A 25,590-nucleotide genomic window follows, 5' to 3' on the forward strand; every position below is an offset into this window, starting at 1 on the left:
CTGGACACGGACTCGACAGCAACATTCTTTTTGGATTTTGTGTTGCCCTTTGGGGTAGCGAGCAGTTTCGCCTTGAGATTGGAGAGCAATCCGGCACTCAAGTCGGAAACAGGCAGATCGTGGATTTTAGCTTTGAGGTGGACGCGATACTGACTGTAGTGCTGGTCAACGTATTTCCCCTCACTGCGGCCCCATATGAGGTAGGCGTCCACGAGCTGTCCGACCGTTACCCTGTCACGGGCTGCGGGGTCTATGCCGGTATCGGCGATTTCGGCAATGAATTTTGCCCGTTCACGTTTGGCCAATGCGGGCCGGACACCCTCACTGTGCCTGCCGACCGTTTTCCAGTGCCCCTTGCCCTGAGCATCGGTATAGCAAAAACAGTAGATGCGATCCGGCTCTCCCGTCTTGGGGTTGCGTTTCTTGGAAGACAGGCGATAGAAAACGCCTTCAAACTTCGTTTTTATGTATTTTCGGGTAGTTACGTCGTTCATGGAAGCATGATAACGGCGAATCCCTCAAAAGGGAAGATGATTATCCATCCATTATCCAAAATGGATTTTCGGGATAAAAATGATGAAAATAATTATTTGTTTTTATTAATAGTTTTTGGGTTATTCATGAAAATATGTGAGGGACGTTGAGAGTCACTCATATATAAATCCCTGGAGCATTTTTTGATTGAAAATATCCATTTTCAATAACTTCGCTGCCATCATTTCGCGTCCAGAGTGCGCTATTGGCGCTCATTTGGCGCGGGCGCCAGCTAACACTGTCGCCAGGGTATTTAGCTAATTTCATGAGCAAAACGCCCTAGAGCAGATTACCTTTGACTTTTTATGAAAGTCAAAGGTGGCATTCAGGCGAAAAACGCGGTTTTCGCCTGAATGTACGCCGCGTTGCGGCGGCTGCCGCTTTCGCGTCAGCAGAGCATTTTCAAAGAGAAAACGCTCTAACCTGAATTCAGGCAGGCATTGACGGTGCAAAAGGCTTTCGCTTTGGTGGCTGGCTGCCTATCCTCTTCCATCAAGCAGTTTTATGCCTTGTAGCTTGACAATGTGAGCATAATAGGCATACTTTTTCAAGAGGAGGAACTATGGCCACGACAAGCATGAATATCCGCATGGACAGCACGATCAAAAGGCAGGCTCAGGAGCTTTTTGCCACTCTGGGCATGGATATGACGACAGCGGTTAATATTTTTCTCCGGCAATCCATCCGGCGGCAGGGGCTTCCCTTCGACGTGGCGCTGAACAGACCAAACCGCGAGACGCTTGAGGCCATTGCGGAAGTGCGGGAAATGAAGAAGCACCCTGAACGGTACAAGGGCTATACCGATGTTGACGCCATGATGAAAGACATGCTTGCGTGATGTTCATTGTCAAGCCCACAACGAAATTTAAGAAGGACGTAAAGCGTGCCCGGCGGCGGGGCTACGATCTGGACCTGCTGACTGCTGTCATCAATCAGTTGGCTGCCAAGAAATCGTTGCCTGCAATAAATTGTAATCATCCAATGTCTGGAGACTATGCCGGATGTTGGGAATGCCATATTGCTCCAGACTGGTTGCTCATTTATGAGATTGATGAGCAAGAGACTTTTTTATATCTGACCCGAACCGGCACACACAGCGATTTGTTCTGAGGAAAGCTCTTCGGATAACATTGTAACCTGCCTCGCTCGGATGCAGTGATAAATCAGGGCTGGTGAGAGTGTTACGCGGATCGGTATGCTTCCGGATTCCGCCACTCCTCGGGCGCTGTGGGGCTCGGGCAAATATGCTTTAGAGCAGATTACCTTTGACTTTTTATGAAAGTCAAAGCTGGCATTGAGGCGAAAAACGCGGTTTTCGCCTGAATGTACGCCGCGTTGCGGCGGCTGCCGCTTTCGCGTCAGCAGAGCATTTTCAAAGAGAAAATGCTCTAAGGGCCTCTTGTGCCAAAAACAGCGCAACCAGCCGCGTGACGCTCTCCTGCAGGCGGGGGCTGTCCTGACAGGCTGCCCGGCTATGCCATCATAAAAGCAGTCTGCTGGTCCCGCTGTCCAGCAAGGTGTTTGAACATCCAGCAAAGTATTTTTGAAATGGTAAATTATCAATAATACCACACTATTATCTGACAAATTTTATCCGTCTCGTGCAGCCTGACGAAGCCGGCAGGCACAACACCCGATGCAGGGCAAGGCGTTGAAAGATCGCAAAAATTTGTTTTTGCCGCTGATCCCGCCGGGAGCCTGTGCAGGGCATACGCCCTGAGAGTGCATCTGCCCTGGGATGAAAAACACCGTGGCTTGGCTTTTGGGCCGGCTCTGTGTAAACTGCCGTAAACTTCCGTGAAGGTGCCCCATGCGACGACTGCCCTGGCCTGACTATTTCATGAATATCACCTACCTGGTGAGCGAGCGATCCACATGCACCCGCCGCAGGGTGGGCGCCGTGGCCGTCAAGGACAAGCGCATCCTGGCCACAGGGTACAACGGCGCTCCGGCCGGCGTTCCGCACTGCCTTGAAGTGGGCTGCCTGCGCGAGCAACTGGGCATCCCCTCCGGCCAGCGGCATGAAATCTGCCGTGGTCTGCACGCCGAGCAAAACGTGATCATCCAGGCCGCAGTGCACGGCATCAATATTCAGGGCGCTGAGCTCTACTGCACCACCCATCCCTGCGGGCTTTGCAGCAAAATGCTGATCAACTGCGGCATCCGCCGTATTTTCTACACCGAGGATTATCCGGACGATCTGGCCGCAGCCATGCTCAAGGAAGCAGGAGTGCTTGTGGAGCAGTTCAATTTCACGCCGCCTCTTATCCGGGATCTGGCCGGAAAAACGCCTGACGGCAGGCTTCAGCCTTTGCCCGGCTGCGCAACCGCGACAGGATGTGAAGAGGGCTGCCATGACTGAGCCGGATTTTGCGCCGTTCATGCGTGAGGCCTTGCGCCTGGCAGAATTGGGGCGCTGGAAAACCTATCCCAATCCCGCGGTCGGCGCAGTGCTGACGCGCGACGGTCGTATTCTGGCCCGAGGGTATCACCATGCGGCCGGCAAGGCTCATGCCGAGATCGAATGCCTGAAAGACGCTGCCGCCCAGGGCGTGGATACGCGCGGCTGCACGCTGGTGGTCACCCTGGAGCCCTGCAACCATCAGGGGAAAACCCCTCCCTGCACCCAGGCGATTCTGGATGCGGGCATCAGCCGGGTGGTCATGGGACTTGCCGATCCCAATCCCCTGGCCGCGGGAGGCGCCGCGCGCCTGCGCCAGGCCGGGGTGGAGGTGATCGAGCATGTCTGCGAGCAGGAATGCCGCGACATGCTGGCGGATTTTCTGATCTGGCAGAACCTGGATCGTCCTTATGTGCTCCTCAAGATGGCGGCAACCCTGGATGGCCGCATTGCCACGCGCAAAGGCCAGTCCCAGTGGATCAGCTCGGAGGATTCGCGCCGCGAGGTGCACAGGCTGCGGGCAGACATAGGGCTGTGCGGCGGCGCTGTGCTGGTGGGCGGCGGCACTTTCAGGGCCGACAACCCCCGGCTCACGGCCCGCGGCACATCCGCGGCAGACCCGCAGCCCCTGGCCTGCGTGCTCACGTCGCGTCTGCCCATGCCTGACGCGGACTTTCATTTGCTCAAGGATCGGCCGGACCACACCATCTTTCTGGCTTCGCCCGCAGCCGCGGCTTCCACCACAGCCCAGGCTTTGCGCCAAAAAGGCGTGCGCGTTCTGGCTCTGGGGCCCGCCCCGCGCGGCGGCCCGGATTTTCTCGGCATGTTCCAGACGCTGCGTCGGGAGTTGAACTGCCCGTATGTGCTCTGCGAGGGCGGCGGCAAACTCGGCCTTGCCCTTTTGGAAGCCGGTTTTGTGGATGAGTTCCGCTTGCACCTCTCCCCCATGATCCTGGGCGACAATGACGCGCACCCCCTGTTCAGCGGCCGCGCCCCCCTGGATCTGAGCGAAGCGCTGCGCCTGCGCGTAAGCAGCATGGGCCTTTGCGGCGGCGACATCCACATCACTCTTCGCCCGGCGGCCCCGACCGCCGGAGATTGACAGTATCCGGGAGAGCGCGGCATGTTCACGGGCATCATCCAGGGCCAGGGCACAATCGTGGCCGTGCGCAAAAGCGGCGCGGAATGCCGCCTGGACATTCAACCGCTTTTTACCCTTGAAAATCTGACGGACGGCGAATCCATTGCGGTCAATGGAGCCTGCCTTTCCGTGGAAATGCACAGGCCGGAGAGTTTTACGGCCTATGCCTCGGCCGAAACCCTTTCGCGCACCACATTGGGCAAACTCGCCAGGGGAGACGCGGTCAACCTGGAGCGCGCGCTTGCCGTGGGCGACCGCCTGGGCGGCCACCTGGTCAGCGGCCATGTGGATTGTCTGGCCACAGTGCTGGAAGTGCGGCCCGCCGGGCAATCCCTCTGCTGCCGTCTCACTTTTCCGACCGCCTACGGTTCGGAGGTCATTCCCAAGGGTTCGGTGGCCCTTGACGGAATCAGCCTTACGGTCAATGATTGCGGTTCGGATTTTCTGGAAATCAACAGTATCCCGGATACGCAGAAACGCACAACCATGCGCCTCTGGCGTCCCGGCGTTCATGTCAATATGGAAACGGATCTGATCGGAAAATACGTGCGCCGCCTGCTGGGCCCGTGGCAGACAAAGGCAGCGGAAAAACATACGCAAATCAGCAGGGAATTTTTGCTCCGAACCGGCTTTATCTAGAGCAGATTACCTTTGACTTTTTATGAAAGTCAAAGGTGGCATTCAGGCGAAAAACGCGGTTTTCGCCTGAATGTACGCCGCGTTGCGGCGGCTGCCGCTTTCGCGTCAGCAGAGCATTTTCAAAGTGAAAATGCTCTAGCCGTGCAAGGATCGACACAACGCTTTGCCGTCATCATCAGCAGGAGTTGCCATGAGCACTGTCACGACCATTGCGGGTCAGTTGGACGCCAGAGGCCTCAAGGTGGCCATTGTTGCCACGCGCTTCAATGATTTTATTGTGGACCGCCTGGTGGGCGGCGCGCTGGACTATCTTGAACGTCACGGCCTTGAGGCTTCCGGCATCACCCTGGTGCGTATTCCCGGCGCCTTTGAGCTCCCGTTGATCTGCCAGAAACTGGGCGCCTCTCAGAAGTATGACGGCATTCTGGCCCTGGGCGCGGTGATCCGCGGCGGCACGCCCCATTTTGACTATGTTTGCGCGGAAGCCAGCAAGGGCATTGCCCAGGCCATGCTGGCCTCAGGCACGCCCATTGGTTTCGGCCTTCTGACCTGCGACAACATTGAGCAGGCCATAGAGCGGGCCGGGTCCAAAGGCGGCAACAAGGGCGTCGAGGCCGCCGCCGCCATGCTGGAAACCATCCGCGTGCTGGAGCAATTGTAATTCATGAGCAAGGCTAAAAACGCCACTCGCCGCGGCGAACGCGAGCGCGCTTTCCAGGTGCTCTACGGGCTCTCCTTCACCCCGGCGGCCAATCGCGAGGATCTGCGCAGGGCTTTCCGGCTCTCGCCCGACAATGCCGCCGAGGCTGAAGCAGGCATTCCCGAGCCCGCGGGTTTTGCCTGGGAGCTTGTGGAGGGCGTCTGGAGCAAAAGCGCGGAACTGGACGCCGCCATCGGTCGCTTCTCCCACCACTGGCGCGTGGATCGCATGGGCCGCATTGAACTCACCCTCTTACGTCTGGCGGTCTTTGAAATGCTCTTCCGGCAGGATGTGCCCCCCAAGGTGGCCATCAACGAAGCCCTGGAACTGAGCCGCCAGTTCGGCGAAGGCAAGGCCAAAAATTTTATCAACGGCATTCTTGACGCGGCGGCCAGGGCCCTGGAAAACGGGGAATTGCATACCGCGCACGCACAGCCCGAATCTCACTCCTAACCTGCCAACCCGGTGATCCGCACATGACCCAAGAACGCTACGATCCGCAGACTGTCGAAAAAAAATGGCAGGCCCGCTGGCAGGCCGAAAACGCTTTCGCCGTCAGGCATGAGAACGAGAAGCCCAAGTATTATGTGCTTGAGATGTTTCCGTATCCTTCGGGCAACATCCATATGGGCCATGTGCGCAACTACTCCATCGGCGACGTGGTGGCGCGCTGCAAGCGCATGCAGGGCTTCAACGTGCTGCACCCCATGGGCTGGGACGCTTTCGGCCTGCCCGCCGAGAACGCGGCCATCAAACATCACACCCACCCTGCCCGATGGACCTACGCCAATATCGACACTATGCGCGCCCAGCTCAAGCGCCTGGGGTATTCCTACGACTGGGATCGCGAGCTTGCCACCTGCCGCCCCGAGTACTACCGCTGGGAGCAGATGTTCTTTCTCCGCCTTCTGGAAAAGGGCCTGGTCTATCGCAAAAAAGCGCCGCAGAACTGGTGCCCTTCCTGCCATACGGTGCTGGCCAACGAGCAGGTCATTGACGGTCTGTGCTGGCGTTGCGACAGCCGGGTGGAGCAAAAGGATCTGACCCAGTGGTTTTTGCGCATCACCGCCTACGGCGACGAATTGCTGGAAGATCTTGCCCGCCTGGACGGCGGCTGGCCGGAGCGCGTGATTGCCATGCAGCGCAACTGGATCGGCAAGTCCACGGGCGCGCTCATTACCTTCGGCCTGGACAGGGCCGTTGCGGGCTCGCAGGGCATCGACGTTTTCACCACCCGGCCGGACACGCTCTACGGCGTGACCTTTATGACCCTGGCCCCGGAGCATGAGCTGGTGGAAAAGCTGATCCAGGGCTACGAAAAGGCGGATGAGGTGCGAGCCTTTGTGGAACGCATCCGGAACATGGATCGCCTGGATCGGCAGTCCGACACCCTGGAAAAAGAAGGCATCTTCACCGGCGCGTATGCCGTGCATCCCTTCAGCGGGCAGCGCGTGCCCCTCTGGCTCGGCAACTTCGTCCTGGCCGACTACGGCACAGGCGCGGTCATGGGCGTGCCCGCGCATGACCAGCGCGACTTTGACTTTGCCCGCAAATACGGCCTGCCCGTGCGGGTGGTGATCAATCCGCAGGGGCAACGGCTTGAACCGGAAAGCATGAGCGAGGCCTATACCGGCGAAGGCTTCATGGTCAATTCCGGCGCCTTTGACGGGCTGCCCAATGTGGCAGGCAAGGCCGCCGTTGCCGCCGCCCTGGAAAATCAGGGCAAAGGCAAAGCCACCACCCAGTTTCGTTTGCGGGACTGGAATATCTCGCGCCAGCGTTACTGGGGCGCGCCCATCCCCGTAATCTACTGCGAAAAATGCGGCGTTGTCCCGGAAAAAGAAGAGAATCTGCCCGTTCTCCTGCCCCTGGATGCGAAAATCCGCGACGACGGCCGTTCGCCCTTACCCCAAACCCCCTCTTTTGCGGAGTGCGTGTGCCCCTGCTGCGGCGGTCCGGCCAGGCGTGAAACAGACACGCTGGATACTTTTGTGGAGTCCTCGTGGTATTTCGCGCGCTACACCGACGCCCGCAACGCCACGGCCCCGTTCACGCCCGAGGCGCTCAGATACTGGCTGCCCGTAGATCAATATATCGGCGGCGTGGAGCACGCCATCCTGCATCTGCTCTACTCCCGCTTCTTCACGAAAGTTCTGCGGGATCTGGGCTTTTTCCCCAGGGATCTGGCCGAGCCCTTCACCAATCTGCTGACTCAGGGCATGGTGCTCAAGGACGGCGGCAAAATGTCCAAGTCCAAGGGCAATGTGGTTGATCCCACGGAGATGATTGCCAGATACGGCGCAGACACGGTGCGTCTGTTCTGCCTTTTTGCGGCCCCCCCGGAACGGGATTTCGACTGGTCGGATTCAGGCATTGAAGGGGCTTCGCGCTTTCTCAACCGCGTCTGGCGTCTCTTCAACGAGGAAGCGGAACGCCTTTTGCCGCTCAAGGCCTGCGAAGCCGCGGCTGCCGACGCCCAAAGCCCGGCTGCCCGCGAGCTGCGGCGCAAGGAGCATCTCACCGTAAAAAAGGCGGGCGAGGACATGGCAGGGCGTTTTCAGTTCAATACCGCCATTGCCGCGATCATGGAACTGGTCAACGCCATGTATCTTTCGCGCGAAAAATTGGGCCGCAGCGAGGCTGAGCGGCGGGTCTTCTCCTCAGCCATGGCCACGGTGCTGACCCTGCTCTCGCCCATCACCCCGCATCTTTGCGAGGAATTGTGGGAGCGCCTGGGCCACAAAAGCCCCCTGGCCGACGCGCCCTGGCCCCAATGGGATGCTGCGGCCACGGCCCGGGACATGCTCACCGTGGCTCTCCAGGTCAACGGCAAGCTGCGCGGCACCCTGGAAATTGCGGCAGAAGCGGACAAGAGCGCCTGCGAGCAGGCCGCTCTTGGCGATCCCGCGGTGCAGCGGCACACAAGCGGCCTGACTGTGCGCAAGGTGGTGGTGGTGCCGGGCAAACTGGTAAATATTGTGGCGAATTAGATCGTTTAGCTAATGAAATTAGCTAAACGATCTACAGCTTTGAAATGCTGCGCAGCGCAACGTCGAACTGTGCAAAGCCGGATGCCAAAGCATGCCCCAGAGCAAACCAGGTTTCACTTTTTTGGTCTGTCCCGACAGCCAGTTGCTCCGAACGTATCTCAGAGAGCAGCTTGCCGCCTTTCCGCCGGCAAGCGGCCAGTGGGAACGCCATGTGTATTGGGGCGATGAGGAACCGCCGCCGCGCTTCTGGGAACAACTCGCCCTGCCAGGCCTGTTCGGCACAGCGCGCGCGCTGGTTGTGCGCCAGGCTCAGCTCTGGCCTGCGGCGGTGTGGAAAAATGTTTCCCAGGCGCTGGGCCGCCCGTCGACGCAATGCTGGCCTTTTTTCTGCCTGGAAGTGAACTGGGAAAAAGGCCAGCCCAAAATACCGGCCCATATTGCCAAACTGCGCTGCATGGGCTTTGCCGACAGGCAAGGCTGGATCTGGCGTCATGAAGGGCTTACGGAGCGCGGCATCAAGCGGCATGTGCAGCAACGCGCCGCGGCTTTGCAACTGAGCTTTGAGCCGGACGCCCTGGAACAGTTCTGCGCCGCCGTGCCGCCGGACGCCCTGGCCATTGAAAACGAGCTGCAAAAACTGACGCTGCTGCGCAACGCGGGCGGGGTCCGCAGCCCGGAAGATACGGCGACCGGAAATGCCCCGGCCCTGAAAACCATTACCACCGCCATGACATCCACAGGTTCCTGGAGTCCGGAATGCAACATCTTTGCCTGCATCCGTCATATGGAGGCGGGCAATCTCGCCGCGGTCTGGAAGGAGCTGGCGCGCAGTCGGGACAATGACAGCCTGCTCTTCTCTCTTCTGGCTCTGCTGGCTCGGGAAATGCGCCTGCTCTGGCAAACCTGGGCCGGTGAGAAGGTCCGCCTGCATCCCTCTGAAGCGGGCTTCAAGCGGCAGTTGGCCCTGCGCCTCGGCCCGCGGGGCCTGGCGGAAAGCATGGCTGCCATTATGGATGCCGAATGGCAGGTCAAGAGCGGTCGCCGCACGCCGGAGCAAAGCCTGGAATTTCTGGCCGCACGCCTGACCTGTTTGTTTGCCGGGCAGCCGCGAGCCTGATCGCGGCCGCAACGCGGCGCAGGGCCGGCAGGCTTGTCGCGCAGGGGAAACATCACTCGTGTACTCTGGTGACGCGTCATACATACTGCTGCGTTTTCAGTGTGAAGAACGCTGCGCCGAAAAACGTGGTTATCGTTGCTGTCGATGCCCGTACGGCTCCTTCGTCGCCAACGGGCACAGCCCCCGGAGCGTTTTGCCAATGAAATGAGCTGAACGCTCTAACCCCTTGCATAAGTTTCAAGACTGCTTACCTTATGACAGCGAAGCCTGCTTCCAGTTCTTCCCCGTACAGCGGGCACCGCGCCCGCCTGCGCCGGCGGCTTGAATGCGAACCCCTGGCCGTTGAAGATTACGAAGTGCTTGAACTTTTCCTTGGTTACGGGCTTATTCGCAAAGACACCAAACCTCTGGCCAAAGAACTGCTGCAGCGTTTCGGCAGCATCCGGGGCGTGCTTGACGCCCGACCGGACGAGTTGTTGCAGACGCCGGGCTTCGGGCCCGGGCTTATGAGCCTCTGGCGGGTGCTGCGCGAACTGCTTGCCCGCTATGCCGCATCGGCGGTGCGCCAACGCGAGATCCTGGCCACGCCGCAGGCAGTGGCGCAGATGGCCAAAGCCCGCCTGGCCGGATGCCCTTATGAAGAATGCTGGGTGGCCCTGGTGGACAAACGCAACGGCCTGATCGCCTGGGAGCGGCTGCAACGCGGCAGCATCGGCGAAGTGCCGGTGCAGCCCAGGGATGTGCTTGAAACCGCGCTCGCGCACAAGGCCGCCGGCATTATTCTTGCGCATAACCACCCCGGCGGCAACCCGGCGCCGTCCAGGCCGGATATGCTGCTGACCACGGAATTGCAACGGCTGGCGCCGCGCATGGGCCTGCGCTTTTTGGACCATGTCGTCGTCACCGAGGGAAACTGCTACAGCATAACGCAATCCAAACTTCTTTAACGACAACCGACAGGCGACCATCAACCAGGGTGCATGCCTGAGAAAAATTTTGCCGGGCCCCGAGGGTGTTGTTTGAGGAATTTTACCTTTTCAGTAAGCAAAACAAGCTGTTGCGAAAAAGCGTACTCCCAGGTTACGCTCCTTACGCAAAAAGCGCAGTTTGACGAAGCCGGAAGGCAAAAGAACCCATTGAGAAACAGCCTCAAGGCAGCCCGGTCTCCACGGAAGGCTTTTTGCCTTTTCGCACTTGTCGGCAAACGCCTCGGGACAATTGCGTCGCAACGCTCGCTTCTGGGGCAGTCAGGGAGTATATATGGTTGATAACAAAGATAAAGAACATGTTCTTCGCGCTGGAGAACAGGAAGTCAGCGCCGCCGGGCCGGATGCCCGCAACGAGGAGCAGAAGGAGCAGCGCGCCGCCGCGAGCGATCTGATGGACAACGAAAACAGCGCCAACACCGCCGCTCAGGGCATCCCGGACGTTCTGCCCGTGCTGCCCGTGCGCGATGTGGTCATTTTTACGTATATGATTCTGCCGTTGTTCATCGGGCGCGAAAAATCCGTGCACGCGGTGGAATCGGCATTGAAAAGCGGTCGGCATCTGCTTGTTTGCGCGCAAAAAGAGGAAAGCACGGAAGATCCCGGCCCCTCCGATCTCTACGACGTGGGCACTGTGGTGCAGATCATGCGCATGCTCAAGATGCCGGATTCGCGGGTCAAAATTCTGGTGCAGGGCGTCAACCGCGCGCGGGTCACGGGCTACCGTCAGGTGGAGCCCTATCTTGAGGCGCGCATTGAAACTCTGCCCGAAACCACGCCGGTTGTTGACGCCACGGCAGAGGCTCTGTTGCGCGCGGCGCGCGAGCAGAGCGAAAAGGTGCTCTCCCTGCGCGGGCTCTCTTCGCCGGACGTGCTGGCCGTCTTGCAGGGCGTGGAAGATCCCGGCCGGCTGGCGGATTTGATCGCGGCCAATATGCGCATGAAAATTGAGGACGCCCAGCACATTCTGGAAGCCGCTGATCCCCTGGAGCGTCTGCGTCTGGTCAACGCCCAACTCCAGCGGGAAGTCGAGGTGGCCACGATGCAGGCCAAAATCCAGAGCTCCGCGCGCGAGGGCATGGACAAGGCGCAAAAAGATTATTTCCTGCGCGAGCAGCTCAAGGCTATCCGCCAGGAACTGGGCGAGAGCGAAGGCGAGGGCGAGGACGACCTGGAAGGGCTGAAAAAAGCCCTGGACAAGGCCGGCCTGCCCAAGGACGTCCGCAAGGAGGCGGCCAAGCAGTTGCGCCGCCTCTCGGGCATGCACGCCGATTCTTCGGAAGCCAACGTGGTGCGCACCTATCTGGACTGGCTGGTGGATCTGCCCTGGAAGAAGCTCTCGCGCGATCGACTGGACATTGCCCATGCCAAGAAAATCCTGGACGAGGATCACTGCGGTTTGGAAAAAATCAAGGATCGCATCCTGGAATTTCTCAGCGTGCGCAAGCTTAACCCGCAGTCCAAAGGGCCGATTCTCTGCTTTGCAGGCCCTCCCGGCGTGGGCAAGACCTCGTTGGGCCGCTCCATTGCGCGGGCCCTGGGCCGCAAATTCCAGCGGCTGTCATTGGGCGGCATGCACGACGAGGCTGAAATCCGCGGCCACCGGCGCACATATATAGGTTCCATGCCCGGGCGGATTATCCAGGCCATCAAGCAGGCCGGCACGCGCAATCCGGTTATCGTGCTGGACGAAGTGGACAAGCTGGGCATGGACTTTCGCGGCGATCCTTCCTCCGCGCTGCTGGAGGTTCTTGACCCGGAGCAAAACCACACCTTCAGCGATCATTATCTGAATGTGCCTTTTGACTTGTCCAAGGTCATGTTCATCTGCACGGCCAACCACCTGGAAACCATTCCCGCGCCTTTGCGCGACCGTATGGAGGTCATTTCCCTGCCCGGCTACACCTTGCAGGAAAAGGTGGAAATCGCCCGCAAGCACCTGCTGCCAAAAAAAATCGCGGAAAACGGCCTTGCCGAAAACGACCTCGCGCTCAGCGACGCGGCGCTTGAAAAAGTGATCAGGGAATATACGCGCGAAGCGGGCCTGCGCAATCTGGAGCGCGAATTGTCCTCCATTTGCCGCAAGCTGGCCCGCCGCAAGGCCGAGGGCAAAAAAGGCCCCTTCAAGGTGGAGCCCGGGGATGTGGAAAAACTTCTCGGCGCGCCCCGCTTTGTGGAAGATGAAAAAGAAAAGCGGCTGATGCCCGGCATGGCTTTGGGCCTTGCCTGGACCCCGGCCGGAGGCGAAGTGCTGACTGTGGAGGCCAGCGTGATGAAGGGCAAGGGCGGCCTGACCCTCACCGGCCAGTTGGGCGATGTCATGAAAGAAAGCGCCCAGGCGGCCCTGAGCTACATCCGCAGCCGCGCCGACGCGCTGGGCGTGGACCCGTCCTTTGTGAACAAGCAGGACATCCATGTGCATGTGCCTGCCGGCGCCACGCCCAAAGACGGCCCTTCGGCGGGCGTAACCCTGACCACGGCCCTGATTTCGGCCCTCAGCGGGCGCAGGGTGCGGGCCGACCTCTGCATGACCGGCGAAATAACGCTCCAGGGACGGGTCTTGCCCGTGGGCGGCATCAAGGAAAAAATCCTGGCCGGCGTGGCGCGGGGCCTCAAGCATGTGATCATTCCGCAACAAAACGTGAAAGATCTGGAAGATGTGCCCAGGGAGCTGCTCAAACGGATCACAGTGCATCCTGTGCATCAGTATGACGAGCTGCTGCCTTTGGTCTTTGAAAGCGGCAGCGGCGGCGTTTCCAGAAGTCGGAAGGCGAAAAAAACCGCCGCCACAAGCGAAGAAACTGCCGCAGTGGCTGCCCGTCCGGCCAGGACGGCAGCAAGCCGCCGCAAAAATGCAGCCGAAGCCGGAGCCTGACGGCGTGCGCCTGCGGGACTATGAACGGAACGCCACAGCGCGATTGACAAAGGCGGGGGTGGACAGCCCCCGCCTTTGCGCGCAACTGCTCGCCGCTCATGTGCTGGGTCTGGATCGCCTGCACTGCATTCTGGAAGCTGAGCGCGAGCTGGACCCTGCCGCAATGGACAGGCTGGACGCGCTCACGGCCCGCCGGGCCACAGGCGAGCCTCTGGCCCGGATTCTCGGCCGCAAGGAATTTTTCAGCCGGGATTTTCTGGTCACGCCCGCCACGTTGATCCCCCGCCCTGAAACAGAGTTGCTTGTCGAAACCGCGCTGGAACTGCTGCCTGCCCAGGCGCCGCTGTATTTTGCGGATCTGGGCGCGGGTTCCGGCTGCATCGGCGTGACGCTCGCTCTGGAGCGGCCCGCCTGGCGCGGCCTGCTGATCGAGATCAACGCCGAAGCCCTTGCCGTGGCCCGGGCCAATGCCCGTCGCCTGGGCGCCGCTCAGCGCCTGGCATGTCTGCGGGCCGATCTGCGGCAGGCGCCGCTGGCGGCCTGTTCCTGTGATCTGCTGGTCAGCAACCCCCCCTATATTGCGGAATGTGAACGGCCCCTGGTCATGGACGAAGTCGCGCGCTTTGAACCGCACACGGCTCTTTTCTCCCCGGATCACGGCCTTGCCCATCTGCAGGCGGCCGTCGCCCAGGCCGCGCGCGCTCTTAAAGCGGGAGGTCTGCTGCTTCTGGAGCACGGCGCGGGGCAAGGCGCAGCCGTGCGCGGATTGCTGGCCGCGGCAACGGTTTTTGCGCATGTGGCCACGCGCCGCGATCTGGCCGGGCTGGAGCGCTGCACCCTGGCCCGGAAAAAATAATGCTTTGCCGCGGCCAAGGCGTTTCAGGCTGTTTCCCTGCATCCTAGAGCAGATCACCTTTGACTTTTTATAAAAGTCAAAGGTGGCATTCAGGCGAAAAACGCGGTTTTCGCCTGAATGTACGCCGCGTTGCGGCGGCTGCCGCTTTCGCGTCAGCAGAGCATTTTCAAAGAGAAAATGCTCTAGGGGCGGCTGCACGGGCAAAAAGCAGTGAAAAAAATCCTTGAAACGCATTTTTCTCTTGCCAAGAGCGCCGGAAGCAGCTAAGAGAGCATCTTGCCGCTGGCGTAGCTCAACTGGCAGAGCAGCTGATTTGTAATCAGCAGGTTGCGGGTTCGAGTCCCATCGCCAGCTCCACTGAAAGCTGACCAAAGGCGCGCCGTCCGGCAAGGCCTTTGCGGCATCGCGTGGAGGGGTTCCCGAGTGGCCAAAGGGAACAGACTGTAAATCTGTCGTCGTAAGACTTCGGTGGTTCAAATCCACCCCCCTCCACCACCACTTTACCGTCTTCAGGAATTTTCGGACGGGCGGTGGCTGGTTTTTACAAACTGCCTTGGCTGTAGGAGACAGAAGTCTGTCGGGTGACTACGGTAGCGTGCGGGAATAGCTCAACGGCTAGAGCATCAGCCTTCCAAGCTGAGGGTTGCGGGTTCAAATCCCGTTTCCCGCTCCATTCCTGCGAAAATCCAACCCCTCAGTAGTCTTCCCGCCAACGCACGTTCCCTGGTGACCAGGGATTGAATGCTGGCAGCGACGACGGTCGTTCGCGGCTTGGCCTTGCCTCAGCCGTTACGCGAGGAACAGACGTTGCCAAGGGCATCAGGCCTTGAAGCCGCAGCGCACGTAAAACCGCAAACACTTTTTTTCCAGGGAGACGTACAATGGGCAAAGAAAAATATGAACGCAAAAAGCCCCATGTAAACATCGGCACTATCGGCCACATCGACCACGGCAAAACCACTTTGACCGCCGCCATCACCAAGATTGCGGGCCTCAAGGGTTCGGGCAAGTTCGTTTCCTATGACGAAATCGACAAGGCTCCCGAAGAAAAGGAACGCGGCATCACCATTGCCACGGCCCATGTGGAATACGAGACCGAAAAGCGCCATTACGCGCATGTGGACTGCCCCGGCCACGCCGACTACATCAAGAATATGATCACCGGCGCCGCCCAGATGGACGGCGGCATCCTAGTGGTGGCCGCCACTGACGGCCCCATGCCGCAGACCCGCGAGCATATTCTGCTGGCCCGTCAGGTGGGCGTGCCGCAGCTCGTCGTCTTTCTGAACAAGTGCGATCTGGTGGACGACGAAGAACTGCTGGAACTGGTGGAGCTGGAAGTGCGCGAGCTGCTCTCTTCCTATGACTTCCCCGGCGACGACGTGCCCGTGATCCGCGGCTCCGCTTTGAAGGCATTGGAAAGCGACGACCCCGACTCCGCCGACGCCAAGCCCATTCTGGACCTGCTTCAGGCGTGCGACGACTTCATCCCCGAGCCGCAGCGCGACATTGACAAGCCCTTCCTGATGCCCATTGAAGACGTGTTCTCCATCTCCGGGCGCGGCACCGTGGTGACCGGTCGTGTGGAGCGCGGGGTGCTCAAGGTGGGCGACGAAGTGGAAATCGTGGGCATCAAGCCCACGCAGAAGACCACCTGCACGGGCGTGGAAATGTTCCGCAAACTGCTGGATCAGGGCCAGGCCGGCGACAATATCGGCGCGCTGCTGCGCGGCACCAAGCGTGACGAAGTGGAACGCGGCCAGGTGCTCGCGGCGCCCAAATCCATTACGCCGCACAAAAAGTTCAAGGCCGAAGTGTATGTGCTCTCCAAGGAGGAAGGCGGCCGTCACACCCCCTTCTTCACGGGCTATCGTCCGCAGTTCTACTTCCGCACCACTGACATCACCGGCGTGATCAACCTGCCCGAGGGCGTGGAAATGGTTATGCCCGGCGACAACTCGCAGTTCATCGTCGAGCTCATCGCGCCCATCGCCATGGAAAACGGCCTGCGCTTCGCCATTCGCGAAGGCGGTCGCACGGTGGGTTCCGGCGTGGTGACCGAAATCATCGAGTAAACCATGAGAGTCAACATCATTCTGGCCTGCACCGAGTGCAAACGGCGTAATTACAGCACCCGGAAGAACAAGAAAAATACGACCGGGCGGCTGGAAATCAAAAAATATTGTCCCTGGGACAAGAAGCACACAGTGCATCGCGAAACCAGGTAGCAAACTTTCCGGCGGGGGGCGCAAGCCCCCCGGACGGCACGCAGGGCAGTAGCTCTAACGGCTAGAGCGGCGGTCTCCAAAACCGCAAGTTGGGGGTTCGAATCCCTCCTGCCCTGCCATTTTTTATCTTTAGGTATCATCATGGCAAAAAAACAGGCTCAAGCCGTTGACGCCAAGGCAGAGAAGACCTTGAATCCATTTGCGCGCCTTGCGCATTCCGTGACGCGCTTTGCGCGCTATGTGGAAGATTCCAAGGCCGAGCTGCGCAAGGTCACCTGGCCCACGCTGAAAGAGACGCGCAAAGCCACGCTTGCGGTATTGGGCTTTGTGGCTGTGATGGCGTTTATTCTCTGGCTTGTGGATCTTGGCTTGTCGGCTTTGATCAAGTCCGTTCTGTCCTGAAGGCTGTTATGAAAGATCCCGTTATTGACGAAAATTCCGAGCTGGGCAAAAAATCTCGCTGGTATATTGTGCATACCTATTCGGGTTTTGAGCAGCGCGTGCAAAAAACCATCAACGAGATGAGCCGCACCGGGCAGGATCAGGGCCTTATCCAGGAGGTGGTGGTACCCACCGAAAAGGTCATCGAGCTTGCCAAGGGTGGAGAAAGGCGCACAACAACGCGCAAGTTCTACCCTGGCTATGTGATGGTGCGCATGATTATGACCGACTTATCCTGGCATTTGGTGCAATCCATCCCCAAGGTGACCGGTTTTGTGGGCGGCAAGAATCGCCCCACGCCCATGCGCGACAGCGAAGCCGAGCGCATTCTGGCGTTGATGGAAACACGTCAGGAAACTCCCCGGCCCAAGTTCAACTTCGACCGGGGCGACGAAGTCCGCGTCATTGACGGGCCTTTCGGCGGATTCAACGGCGTGGTGGAAGATGTCAACTATGACAAGGGAAAGCTGCGCGTCTCCGTCTCCATCTTCGGTCGTCAGACGCCGGTGGAGCTGGATTTTGTACAGGTTTCCAAAGGCTAACTTGCCCCGTGCGGCGGTCGTGACATATCGGGAAGCCGCACGAAAGAGCGACGAAGGATAACGCAGATGGCCAAAAAAGAAGTTGCCAAAATCAAATTGCAGATTCCCGCGGGCGGGGCCAATCCCTCGCCGCCGGTAGGCCCGGCCCTGGGCCAGCACGGCCTGAACATCATGGGCTTCTGCAAGGAGTTCAATGCCAGAACTCAGGATCAAAAAGGGATGATTATTCCCGTTGTCATCACGGTTTTTGCCGACCGTTCCTTCACTTTCATCACCAAAACGCCTCCGGCTTCGGTGCTGATCATGAAGGCCGCCAAGCTGGAAAAGGGTTCCGGCGAGCCCAACCGCAACAAGGTGGGCGTCTTGAGCATGGCCCAGGTGGAAGAGATCGCCAGGCTGAAATTGCCGGATCTGAATGCCGCTTGCCTGGAATCGGCAATCAAGTCCATAGCCGGCACTGCCCGCAGCATGGGCATTGATATAAAGTAAGCTTCGTAAGTCCGCCCAGGGCGTACTGCCGCTTGCGGCGGATACCACTGATGAGCGAAGCTTTTTTTGCTCATACTCGTTGAAATCAATTGTACTGCTGCTTTCCGCTCATGCCGGGAACCGGCAGGAGATGCAAAACGACAAGGAATATCTCATGCCCAAACATGGCAAAAACTTTCGCAAGGCCCTTGAGGGTCACAACTTGCAAGATCGCTTCAGTGTTGAAGATGCGGTCAGCAAGTCTCTCGGAGCGGCTTTTGCCAAATTTGATGAAACCGTGGACGTGGCTATCCGCCTGGGCGTTGATCCCAAATACTCCGACCAGATGGTGCGCGGCGCCGTCACCCTGCCGCACGGCCTGGGCAAGACAGTGCGCGTGGCCGTGTTCTGCAAGGGCGAAAAACAGGCTGAAGCCAGGGAGGCCGGCGCCGATATTGTGGGCGCCGAAGATTTGGTAGCCAAAGTCAAGGAAGGCTGGCTTGAGTTTGACGCCGCAGTCGCCACTCCGGACGTCATGGCTTTGGTCGGCCAGATCGGTCGCCTGCTGGGACCGCGCGGTCTGATGCCCAATGCCAAAACCGGCTCCGTCACCTTTGACGTTGCCAAAGCCGTGAGTGAGCTCAAAGCCGGTCGCGTGGAATTCAAGGTCGACAAAGCCGGCGTGTTGCATGCCCCTTTGGGCAAAGTTTCCTTTGGTTCCGAAAAAATTCTGGGCAACCTCAAGGCATTGCTGGATACCGTCAATCGGCTTAAGCCTTCGGCGGCCAAGGGCGCGTACATGCAGTCCATGGCGGTTTCCACTACCATGGGCCCGGGTTTCAAGATTGATATGCCGCTCGTGAAGAAATTTCTTGAGGGTTAACCCTGGGCAAAGCGGCTCTTTTTCCTTGTGGCTGCGTCAGACGAATTTTTTGCTCCAGTCGGGTATCTTTTTGTACACTGCGCAAAAAATCCTCCTCCGTGCCACAAGAAAAAAATCCCGCTTTTCCCAATCATAACAAAAAGCTGAAACTCGGCTTTTTATACCGGCCTGAATTGCAGTTTCAGGCCGGATGTCTGAGGAAACGGAATTCGAGTCGAAGACGGCAGGCGGGCATTGGCCCTTAATCACCTGCCCAGACGCTTCTTCTTTGGCTCGGCATTCCACCTGGCAACCCCGAACGTGAGAGGTATCACGTGAACAGGTCTGAAAAAGCCGCGATTATTGAAGCCATAAAGGCCAAGGCCGACCAGGCTTCCTTTGCGGTGTTGACGGACTTCAAGGGTATGACGGTGGAAGAGCTGACGAACCTGCGGGTGAGCCTGCGCAATGCAGGCGGCGAGTATCATGTCGTCAAGAACACCCTGGCTCGTATTGCTCTGACCGGCGGCACGCATGACGCGCTCAAGGACAAGTTCCATGAGAATTGCGGCGTGGCCCTTGGGTTCGACGACCCTGTGGCGGTGGCCAAGGCGCTCAACGATTTTGCCAGGCAAAGCAAGCTGTTTACGCTTCGCTGCGCCAGCCTGGAAGGGAAGGAAATGACCTCCGCCCAGGTGGAAGCTCTGGCCAAACTGCCCGGCAGGGAACAGTTGCTCGGCCATTTGCTTGGCACCATGAACGCCGTGCCCACCAACTTTGTGTCGCTGTTTGCCAATATGCTGCGTGGCTTGCTCTATGCTCTGAAGGGCATTGAGGAGCAGAAGGAAAAAGCCGCCGCGTAGGCTGAAAGGCATTTTGCAGCAGAACTTTCAAAAGCCGAAGATCAGGAGAGTATCATGGCCGTGACCAAAGAAGACGTTGTTGAGTTTATCTCCAACATGACTGTTTTGGAACTTTCCGAATTCATCAAGGAACTGGAAGACAAATTCGGCGTTTCCGCCGCCGCGCCTGCCGCGGCCATGGTGATGGCGGCTCCGGCCGCCGGCGGCGATGCCGCCGCCGCTGAGGAAAAGACCGAGTTTGACGTCATTCTCAAAGAAACCGGCGCCAACAAGATCGGCGTTATCAAGGTCGTGCGCGCTCTGACCAGCCTTGGCCTCAAAGAAGCCAAGGAAAAGGTGGACGGCGCTCCCTCCACCCTGAAGGAAGGCGTTTCCAAGGAAGAGGCCGAAGAAGCCAAAAAGCAGCTTACCGAAGCCGGCGCCACTGTGGAAATCAAGTAGATTGTCAGCCGCTAGGCTTTGTGGCCGCACAAAGCCTTCCTGCTTTTTTTGAAGGCGGAGTCAGAAGACTCCGCCTTCTTTTCTTTAGAGCGGTTGCCGTTTTCAACAGTAAACCGATCTGGAGCAGATTACCTTTGACTTTTTATAAAAGTCAAAGGTGGCATTCAGGCGAAAAACGCGGTTTTCGCCTGAATGTACGCCGCGTTGCGGCGGCTGCCGCTTTCGCGTCAGCAGAGCATTTTCAAAGAGAAAATGCTCTAAGGCAGTTTCAAAGGGGAACTGCTCTCAAGCGTTTAGCTACTTTCATTCGCAAAACGCTCTAACTTTCTGGAGGCACAAACATACGCCGGGTTTGGCGCGCCCTGCGCGCTCCGGAAAGTGTCGAAATTTATTGCGCTTGCCCTGCGCACGGCGAGCAGGTAAAAAGGGGACATGCGTATGTATGGTAACTTTTTCCTGAAGAAATATATATGGCGCTTTTGAAAGATGGCCAATGGCCATGAACCATCAACTGCCGGCATGCGTAACTTTACTCTGCAAGTTGGTTGGGGAAATATTCAAGATGGGCGCAGCTATGGCAGGTTGCAATTTTTGCAATACAGTATAATCATGTATGCGCGTATAAGCTTATTTCCATTGTATTGATTGCTCGCCCGACTGAAGGGCTCTGAATTTCCCTGTAAAAAACACTTGCCAAAATAATTTTTTCTGAGTATCTATTTTTGTTCAATATAACGGCACGGGAGGTTTCCTTTCTGGCTTGTATAACCTACTGTATACGCATATTTTTTTAAGGCTGACAGCAAGACCCAGGCCCTGTTTCCCAGACAGGGAATGGGTTTTTGTCGCCTTTGCTGCGGCTCAAGCGTTGAGCGGCGCTCAGCCCGCAGACAGTAGAGCAGATTGCTTTTGCAACGCTCGCTCCGGCGCGTAACGGCGCAAGTAAATTTCGCCTGCGCCTGTCGCTGCTGTCGTCATCCGTAAGGCGGCACAGCCGTCAACGGCTGGCGCGCGGCGGGCATGGCCTGCGCAAGAGACTTTTCTACCTGGAGGATCAAACGGCGCGGCACTTTTGCCGCGGACTGAATACAGCGCGTCATCGGCATCTCTTCCGGCACTGACGCACGTTGCTTTCAGATGCATTGACAGCAATTTCCTGCCCGCCGGCAGGCTGCCTCATCAGCCGCCGGTTGCGGCTCCGCCTCCCGCCAGCGCGCGGATTACGGCGGGTCCGACACGGTCGCGGCGCCAGCCTGCGGTCGGCGGCAACAGGTCCCCCTGTTCTGCAGGCGGGGCGCAACCGCTACCTATCTTGAGGTACCCATGGGCCAGCTCACCAAACAGTTCGGCAAGATCAAGATCTCCCTCCCCATCCCCCATCTGCTGAACCTGCAGATAGACTCATATCAGAAGTTCCTCCAGGAAGGCGTGCCCGAAGCCGATCGCAGACCCGACGAGGGCCTGGAAGGAGTTTTCCACACAGTTTTTCCCATTGAGGACTTCAACAAGACCGCCAGCCTCGAATTTGTCAGTTACGAGATAGGCGAGCCCAAGTATGATCAGGCCGAGTGCATCTCCAAGGGCCTGACGTATGAAGCGCCCATGCGCATCAAGGTGCGGCTGGTGGTGTATGACGCCGACGAAGCGTCGGGCAACCGCACCATCCGCGACATCAAGGAGCAGGACATCTATTTCGGCACCCTGCCCCTGATGACCGAGAAAGGCACCTTCATCATCAACGGCACCGAGCGGGTCATCGTCAATCAGTTGCAGCGCTCGCCCGGCATTATCTTTGAACACGACGGCGGCAAGACGCACACCAGCCGCAAGGTGCTCTACTCCTGCCGGGTGATCCCCATGCGCGGCTCCTGGCTGGACTTTGATTTCGACCACAAAGACATCCTTTATGTGCGCATCGACCGCCGCCGCAAAATGCCCGCCACCATTCTGTTCAAGGCCATGGGCATGAGCAAGGAGCAAATTCTCGACTATTTTTACAGCCGGGAACACTACCGCCTGGGCGACCAGGGCAGGTTGTTCTGGGAAGTCCGCAAGGAGCTTTACCGCAAGGATAACGCCTATGCGGACATCGCCGGGCCTGACGGCACTGTGCTCGTCAAAGCGGGCAAGCCCATCACCAAACGGAGCTGGCGGCTGATCTGCGAAACTGGCATTGAGGCCATTGAGGTGCGCCCGGATCTGCTGGACGGCATGTTTCTGGCCGAGGACGCCGTGGCTCCCAAGAGCGGCGAAGTACTGGCCGAAGCTGCCGACGAAATCACGCCCGGCCTCATGGAGCGCATGCGCGAAGCCGGTATTGAGCGAATTTCCGTGTTGCACACCCAAGGCACGGACACTTCTTCTTCCATTCGCGATACGCTGGTGCTGGATCGCATTCCGGATCAGCAGAAAGCCCAGGAAGAAATCTATCGCCGTCTGCGCCCGTCCTCGCCGCCCACGGCTGAGATTGCGGCCAGCTTCTTTGACAATCTCTTCCGCAATGCCGATTACTACGATCTTTCGCCGGTGGGCCGCTACAAGCTCAATCAGCGTCTGGAACTGGACGAGCCCGCGGATCTGCGCACGCTGACTGACAAGGACATTCTCACGGCCATCAAGGTGCTGGTCCAGCTCAAGGACAGCCACGGCCCGGCCGACGATATCGACCATTTGGGCAACCGCCGCGTGCGTCTGGTGGGCGAGCTGGTGGAAAATCAGTACCGCATCGGCCTGGTGCGCATGGAGCGTGCCATCAAGGAGCGCATGAGCCTTCAGGAAATCTCCACGCTCATGCCCCACGATCTGATCAACCCCAAGCCTGTGGCCGCGGTGCTCAAGGAATTCTTCGGCACATCCCAGCTCTCGCAATTCATGGATCAGACCAACTCGCTCTCCGAGGTCACCCATAAGCGTCGTCTCTCCGCTCTGGGCCCCGGCGGTCTGACGCGCGAGCGCGCGGGTTTTGAGGTGCGCGACGTGCATACCTCGCACTATGGCCGCATTTGCCCTATTGAGACGCCCGAAGGCCCGAACATCGGCCTGATCGTCTCCCTGACCACCTTTGCCAAGGTCAATGACTACGGCTTCATCGAAACCCCCTACCGGGTGGTGCGCAGCGGCAGGCTGACCAACGAGGTCGTGCATCTGGACGCCTCGCGCGAGGGCGATCAGGTGGTGGCCCAGGCCAACGCCCGCATTGACGCCGAAGGCAATCTGCTGGACGAATTCGTCACCGTGCGCGTCAGGGGCGAAGTGGAAATGCGTCACCGCGACGAAGTGACTCTTATGGACATTTCGCCCAGTCAGATGGTTTCCATTTCCGCGGCCCTGATTCCCTTTCTGGAACATGACGACGCCAACCGCGCCCTGATGGGCTCCAACATGCAACGTCAGGCCGTGCCGCTGCTGCGCTCGGAAAAGCCTTTGGTGGGCACGGGCATGGAAGTGGACGTGGCCCGCGATTCCGGGGCCTGCATCGTGGCGCCGGCCGACGGCAAAGTGGCATACGTGGATGCGGATCGCATTGTGGTGGCCTATGAAGGCGATTTGTACAAAGCGCAGGGCGGCGTGCGCGCCTATGATCTGCTCAAGTTCCACAAGTCCAACCAGAACTCCTGCTTCGGCCAGAAACCGACGTGCTATCCGGGTCAGATCATCAAAAAGGGCCAGATTCTCGCCGACGGCCCGGGCATCGACGAAGGGCAGCTTGCGCTGGGCAAAAACCTGGTGGTGGCCTTCATGCCCTGGTGCGGCTACAACTATGAAGACTCCATCCTGATTTCCGAGCGCACGGTCAAGGAGGACGTCTTCACCTCCATCCACATTGAAGAATTCGAGGTGGTTGCCCGCGACACCAAGCTGGGGCCCGAGGAAATCACTCGCGATATTCCCAACGTCAGCGAAGATATGCTGCGCAACCTGGACGACAGCGGGATCATCCGCATCGGCGCGGCGGTCAAGCCCGACGATATTCTGGTCGGTAAAATCACGCCCAAGGGCGAGACGCAGCTCACTCCGGAAGAAAAGCTTCTGCGCGCCATTTTCGGCGAAAAGGCCCGGGATGTGAAAAACACCTCCCTCAAGGTGCCGCCGGGAGTGGAAGGCACGATCATCGACGTGAAGGTCTTCAACCGCCGCTCTGGCGAGAAGGACGAGCGCACTCTGGCCATTGAGGCCCACGACACGGCCGTGCTGGATCAGAAGGAAGCCGATCACATGCGCGCCCTGACGGATCGCACCCGTGTTCTGCTTGCTCCGCATGTGCTGGGCAAGCAGACGGCGACCTCCGTGCCGGGAAAGAAAAAGGGCGAAATGCTGGTGGAAGCCGGCGCGGCTCTTACCGAGGAACAACTCAACGCTCTGCCCGTCAAGAAGCTGGCCGGGCTGTTCAAGAGCAAGGAAGTCAACGACACGGTGACCGAGCTGCTCAAGACCTACGATCATGAGGTGGACTACCTCAAAGCCATTTATGACGCCAAGCGCGAAAAAGTCACCGAAGGCGACGATCTGCCCCCGGGCGTGATCAAGATGGTCAAAGTGCATATCGCCATCAAGCGCAAACTCTCGGTGGGCGACAAAATGGCCGGTCGCCACGGCAACAAGGGCGTGGTCTCCTGCATCCTGCCCGAAGAAGACATGCCCTTCTTTGCCGACGGGCGGCCCGTGGATATTGTGCTCAACCCCCTGGGCGTGCCTTCGCGCATGAACATCGGCCAGATCATGGAAACCCATCTGGGCTGGGGCGCCAAAGAGCTGGGCCGCCAACTGGCCGAGCTGGTGGATTCCGGCGCGGCCCTCCAGGTGGCGCGCAAGGAAGCCAAGGAGGTTTTCGCCTCCGAAGAAATCAGCGCCCTGATTGACGAAATGGACGACGAGGAATTTGTCGCCTCGGTCAAAAAACTGCGCAACGGCATCGTCACCAAGACCCCGGTCTTTGACGGCGCCACGGAAGAGGAAATCTGGGGCTGGATGGACAAGGCCGGGCTTGCCAACGACGGCAAAACCACGCTTTACGACGGCCGTACCGGCGTACCCTTTAAAAACCGGGTCACTACGGGCGTCATGTACATCCTCAAGCTGCATCACCTGGTGGACGAAAAAATCCATGCCCGTTCCACGGGCCCCTACTCCCTGGTCACCCAGCAGCCTTTGGGCGGCAAGGCCCAGTTCGGCGGGCAGCGTTTGGGCGAAATGGAAGTCTGGGCCCTGGAGGCGTATGGCGCGGCCTACCTGCTCCAGGAATTCCTGACGGTCAAGTCCGACGACGTGACCGGGCGCGTAAAAATGTATGAAAAAATTGTCAAAGGCGATAACTTCCTGGAAGCCGGCCTGCCCGAATCCTTCAACGTCCTGGTCAAGGAACTGATGAGCCTCGGGCTCAACGTGACCCTGCACCAGGAAGAAGGCAAGAAAAAACCCAAGCGCGTGGGCTATCTGCGCGAACGCGACGACGAGGCGGAATAAACGCCCGCCGCGGCCCGCGCACGGAGTACAGTAACGATTCCAA

The 25,590-nt window shown here is 58.9% G+C and carries 26 protein-coding genes and 4 tRNA genes; 27 read left to right on the forward strand and 3 right to left on the reverse strand.

Annotated features, from left to right (window positions below; genetic code table 11):
• Positions 1-644, forward strand: a 644-nt coding sequence (locus G7Y52_RS07175) for a hypothetical protein (protein ID WP_165068998.1), incomplete at its 5' end; no start/stop codon positions are given.
• A gap of 153 nt (positions 645-797) precedes the next feature.
• On the opposite strand, the gene G7Y52_RS07185 is transcribed toward G7Y52_RS07175, so the two are convergent.
• Positions 798-986 carry a hypothetical protein gene (locus G7Y52_RS07185; RefSeq protein ID WP_165069007.1) on the reverse strand — a complete coding sequence of 63 codons (189 nt, stop codon included), beginning with the start codon at positions 984-986 and terminating at the stop codon, positions 798-800.
• Between the two features lie 110 nt (positions 987-1,096).
• Between G7Y52_RS07185 and G7Y52_RS07190 the strand changes: the two genes are divergently transcribed.
• Together G7Y52_RS07190 and G7Y52_RS07195 are read left to right on the forward strand one after the other, a co-directional pair.
• The gene (locus G7Y52_RS07190; RefSeq protein WP_165069011.1) at positions 1,097-1,372 is read left to right on the forward strand and encodes a type II toxin-antitoxin system RelB/DinJ family antitoxin; all 276 of its coding nucleotides are present in this window, start codon (positions 1,097-1,099) and stop codon (positions 1,370-1,372) included.
• Positions 1,372-1,644, forward strand: a complete 273-nt coding sequence (locus G7Y52_RS07195) for a type II toxin-antitoxin system YafQ family toxin (RefSeq protein WP_165069016.1) — start codon at positions 1,372-1,374, stop codon at positions 1,642-1,644. The genes G7Y52_RS07190 and G7Y52_RS07195 overlap by 1 nt, the downstream gene beginning before the upstream one ends.
• Here the strand turns inward: G7Y52_RS07195 and G7Y52_RS07200 are convergent.
• The gene (locus G7Y52_RS07200; RefSeq protein WP_165069020.1) at positions 1,603-1,953 is read right to left on the reverse strand and encodes a hypothetical protein; all 351 of its coding nucleotides are present in this window, start codon (positions 1,951-1,953) and stop codon (positions 1,603-1,605) included. The genes G7Y52_RS07195 and G7Y52_RS07200 overlap by 42 nt on opposite strands.
• Before the next feature lie 391 nt (positions 1,954-2,344).
• Between G7Y52_RS07200 and G7Y52_RS07205 the strand changes: the two genes are divergently transcribed.
• Genes G7Y52_RS07205 through G7Y52_RS07215 form a run of 3 tightly spaced genes read left to right on the forward strand, consistent with a single transcriptional unit; the run spans position 2,345 to position 4,715 of the window.
• Positions 2,345-2,896 carry a cytidine/deoxycytidylate deaminase family protein gene (locus tag G7Y52_RS07205; RefSeq protein ID WP_241159640.1) on the forward strand — a complete coding sequence of 184 codons (552 nt, stop codon included), beginning with the start codon at positions 2,345-2,347 and terminating at the stop codon, positions 2,894-2,896.
• Complete coding sequence (gene ribD / locus G7Y52_RS07210) at positions 2,889-4,037, forward strand: bifunctional diaminohydroxyphosphoribosylaminopyrimidine deaminase/5-amino-6-(5-phosphoribosylamino)uracil reductase RibD (protein WP_165069024.1); 1,149 nt, start codon at positions 2,889-2,891, stop codon at positions 4,035-4,037. Before G7Y52_RS07205 ends, ribD begins: the two co-directional genes overlap by 8 nt.
• 21 nt (positions 4,038-4,058) lie before the next feature.
• Complete coding sequence (locus G7Y52_RS07215; RefSeq protein WP_165069029.1) at positions 4,059-4,715, forward strand: riboflavin synthase; 657 nt, start codon at positions 4,059-4,061, stop codon at positions 4,713-4,715.
• On the opposite strand, the gene G7Y52_RS07220 is transcribed toward G7Y52_RS07215, so the two are convergent.
• Entirely contained in the window at positions 4,708-4,872 is a 165-nt protein-coding gene (locus G7Y52_RS07220) for a hypothetical protein (protein WP_165069032.1), read from the reverse strand. The two genes, G7Y52_RS07215 and G7Y52_RS07220, sit on opposite strands and share 8 nt — an antisense overlap.
• A gap of 33 nt (positions 4,873-4,905) precedes the next feature.
• Between G7Y52_RS07220 and ribE the strand changes: the two genes are divergently transcribed.
• From ribE to rpoB, 21 genes are all read left to right on the forward strand, one after another.
• Positions 4,906-5,376 carry a 6,7-dimethyl-8-ribityllumazine synthase gene (gene ribE / locus G7Y52_RS07225; RefSeq protein ID WP_165069036.1) on the forward strand — a complete coding sequence of 157 codons (471 nt, stop codon included), beginning with the start codon at positions 4,906-4,908 and terminating at the stop codon, positions 5,374-5,376.
• 3 nt (positions 5,377-5,379) lie between these two features.
• On the forward strand, positions 5,380-5,868 hold the full coding sequence (nusB, locus tag G7Y52_RS07230) for a transcription antitermination factor NusB (protein WP_165069041.1): 489 nt from the start codon (positions 5,380-5,382) through the stop codon (positions 5,866-5,868).
• 23 nt (positions 5,869-5,891) lie between these two features.
• Positions 5,892-8,405, forward strand: coding sequence for a leucine--tRNA ligase (leuS, locus tag G7Y52_RS07235; protein ID WP_165069045.1), 2,514 nt, complete (start codon positions 5,892-5,894; stop codon positions 8,403-8,405).
• 91 nt (positions 8,406-8,496) lie between these two features.
• Positions 8,497-9,522: a DNA polymerase III subunit delta gene (locus G7Y52_RS07240; RefSeq protein WP_165069049.1), complete on the forward strand. Its 1,026-nt coding sequence runs from the start codon at positions 8,497-8,499 to the stop codon at positions 9,520-9,522.
• 254 nt (positions 9,523-9,776) lie between these two features.
• Positions 9,777-10,469, forward strand: coding sequence for a DNA repair protein RadC (radC, locus tag G7Y52_RS07245; RefSeq protein WP_165069053.1), 693 nt, complete (start codon positions 9,777-9,779; stop codon positions 10,467-10,469).
• A 433-nt stretch (positions 10,470-10,902) separates the two neighbouring features.
• A complete protein-coding gene (lon, locus tag G7Y52_RS07250) occupies positions 10,903-13,383 on the forward strand; it encodes an endopeptidase La (RefSeq protein ID WP_241159643.1) in 2,481 nt (826 codons plus the stop codon).
• Positions 13,361-14,239 (forward strand): peptide chain release factor N(5)-glutamine methyltransferase, encoded by an 879-nt coding sequence (gene prmC / locus G7Y52_RS07255; protein WP_241159641.1) that lies wholly within the window; start codon positions 13,361-13,363, stop codon positions 14,237-14,239. Before lon ends, prmC begins: the two co-directional genes overlap by 23 nt.
• A 281-nt stretch (positions 14,240-14,520) precedes the next feature.
• A tRNA-Thr gene (locus G7Y52_RS07260) sits at positions 14,521-14,596 on the forward strand.
• Positions 14,597-14,648: 52 nt separating this feature from the next.
• A tRNA-Tyr gene (locus tag G7Y52_RS07265) sits at positions 14,649-14,734 on the forward strand.
• Positions 14,735-14,836: 102 nt separating this feature from the next.
• A tRNA-Gly gene (locus tag G7Y52_RS07270) sits at positions 14,837-14,912 on the forward strand.
• Positions 14,913-15,120: 208 nt separating this feature from the next.
• Positions 15,121-16,314 carry an elongation factor Tu gene (gene tuf, locus G7Y52_RS07275; RefSeq protein ID WP_165069061.1) on the forward strand — a complete coding sequence of 398 codons (1,194 nt, stop codon included), beginning with the start codon at positions 15,121-15,123 and terminating at the stop codon, positions 16,312-16,314.
• Between the two features lie 3 nt (positions 16,315-16,317).
• Positions 16,318-16,467, forward strand: coding sequence for a 50S ribosomal protein L33 (gene rpmG, locus G7Y52_RS07280; protein WP_165069065.1), 150 nt, complete (start codon positions 16,318-16,320; stop codon positions 16,465-16,467).
• 42 nt (positions 16,468-16,509) lie between these two features.
• Positions 16,510-16,586: transfer RNA gene (locus G7Y52_RS07285), tRNA-Trp, on the forward strand.
• A gap of 22 nt (positions 16,587-16,608) precedes the next feature.
• Entirely contained in the window at positions 16,609-16,869 is a 261-nt protein-coding gene (gene secE, locus G7Y52_RS07290; RefSeq protein WP_165069069.1) for a preprotein translocase subunit SecE, read from the forward strand.
• 8 nt (positions 16,870-16,877) lie between these two features.
• Positions 16,878-17,450: a transcription termination/antitermination protein NusG gene (gene nusG / locus G7Y52_RS07295; protein WP_165069073.1), complete on the forward strand. Its 573-nt coding sequence runs from the start codon at positions 16,878-16,880 to the stop codon at positions 17,448-17,450.
• A gap of 66 nt (positions 17,451-17,516) precedes the next feature.
• Positions 17,517-17,939 (forward strand): 50S ribosomal protein L11, encoded by a 423-nt coding sequence (rplK, locus tag G7Y52_RS07300; RefSeq protein ID WP_165069076.1) that lies wholly within the window; start codon positions 17,517-17,519, stop codon positions 17,937-17,939.
• 154 nt (positions 17,940-18,093) lie between these two features.
• On the forward strand, positions 18,094-18,801 hold the full coding sequence (rplA, locus tag G7Y52_RS07305) for a 50S ribosomal protein L1 (protein WP_165069079.1): 708 nt from the start codon (positions 18,094-18,096) through the stop codon (positions 18,799-18,801).
• Between the two features lie 314 nt (positions 18,802-19,115).
• Positions 19,116-19,643 carry a 50S ribosomal protein L10 gene (rplJ, locus tag G7Y52_RS07310; protein WP_165069083.1) on the forward strand — a complete coding sequence of 176 codons (528 nt, stop codon included), beginning with the start codon at positions 19,116-19,118 and terminating at the stop codon, positions 19,641-19,643.
• Positions 19,644-19,697: 54 nt separating this feature from the next.
• Positions 19,698-20,084: a 50S ribosomal protein L7/L12 gene (rplL, locus tag G7Y52_RS07315; protein WP_165069087.1), complete on the forward strand. Its 387-nt coding sequence runs from the start codon at positions 19,698-19,700 to the stop codon at positions 20,082-20,084.
• A gap of 20 nt (positions 20,085-20,104) precedes the next feature.
• Positions 20,105-20,407 (forward strand): hypothetical protein, encoded by a 303-nt coding sequence (locus G7Y52_RS14955; RefSeq protein ID WP_206215232.1) that lies wholly within the window; start codon positions 20,105-20,107, stop codon positions 20,405-20,407.
• A gap of 1,000 nt (positions 20,408-21,407) precedes the next feature.
• Positions 21,408-25,547, forward strand: coding sequence for a DNA-directed RNA polymerase subunit beta (rpoB, locus tag G7Y52_RS07320; RefSeq protein ID WP_165069090.1), 4,140 nt, complete (start codon positions 21,408-21,410; stop codon positions 25,545-25,547).
• Positions 25,548-25,590 lie beyond the last annotated feature (43 nt).

It is taken from the genome of Desulfovibrio sp. ZJ200 (assembly GCF_011039095.1).
Classification (GTDB): Bacteria; Desulfobacterota; Desulfovibrionia; order Desulfovibrionales; family Desulfovibrionaceae; genus Desulfovibrio.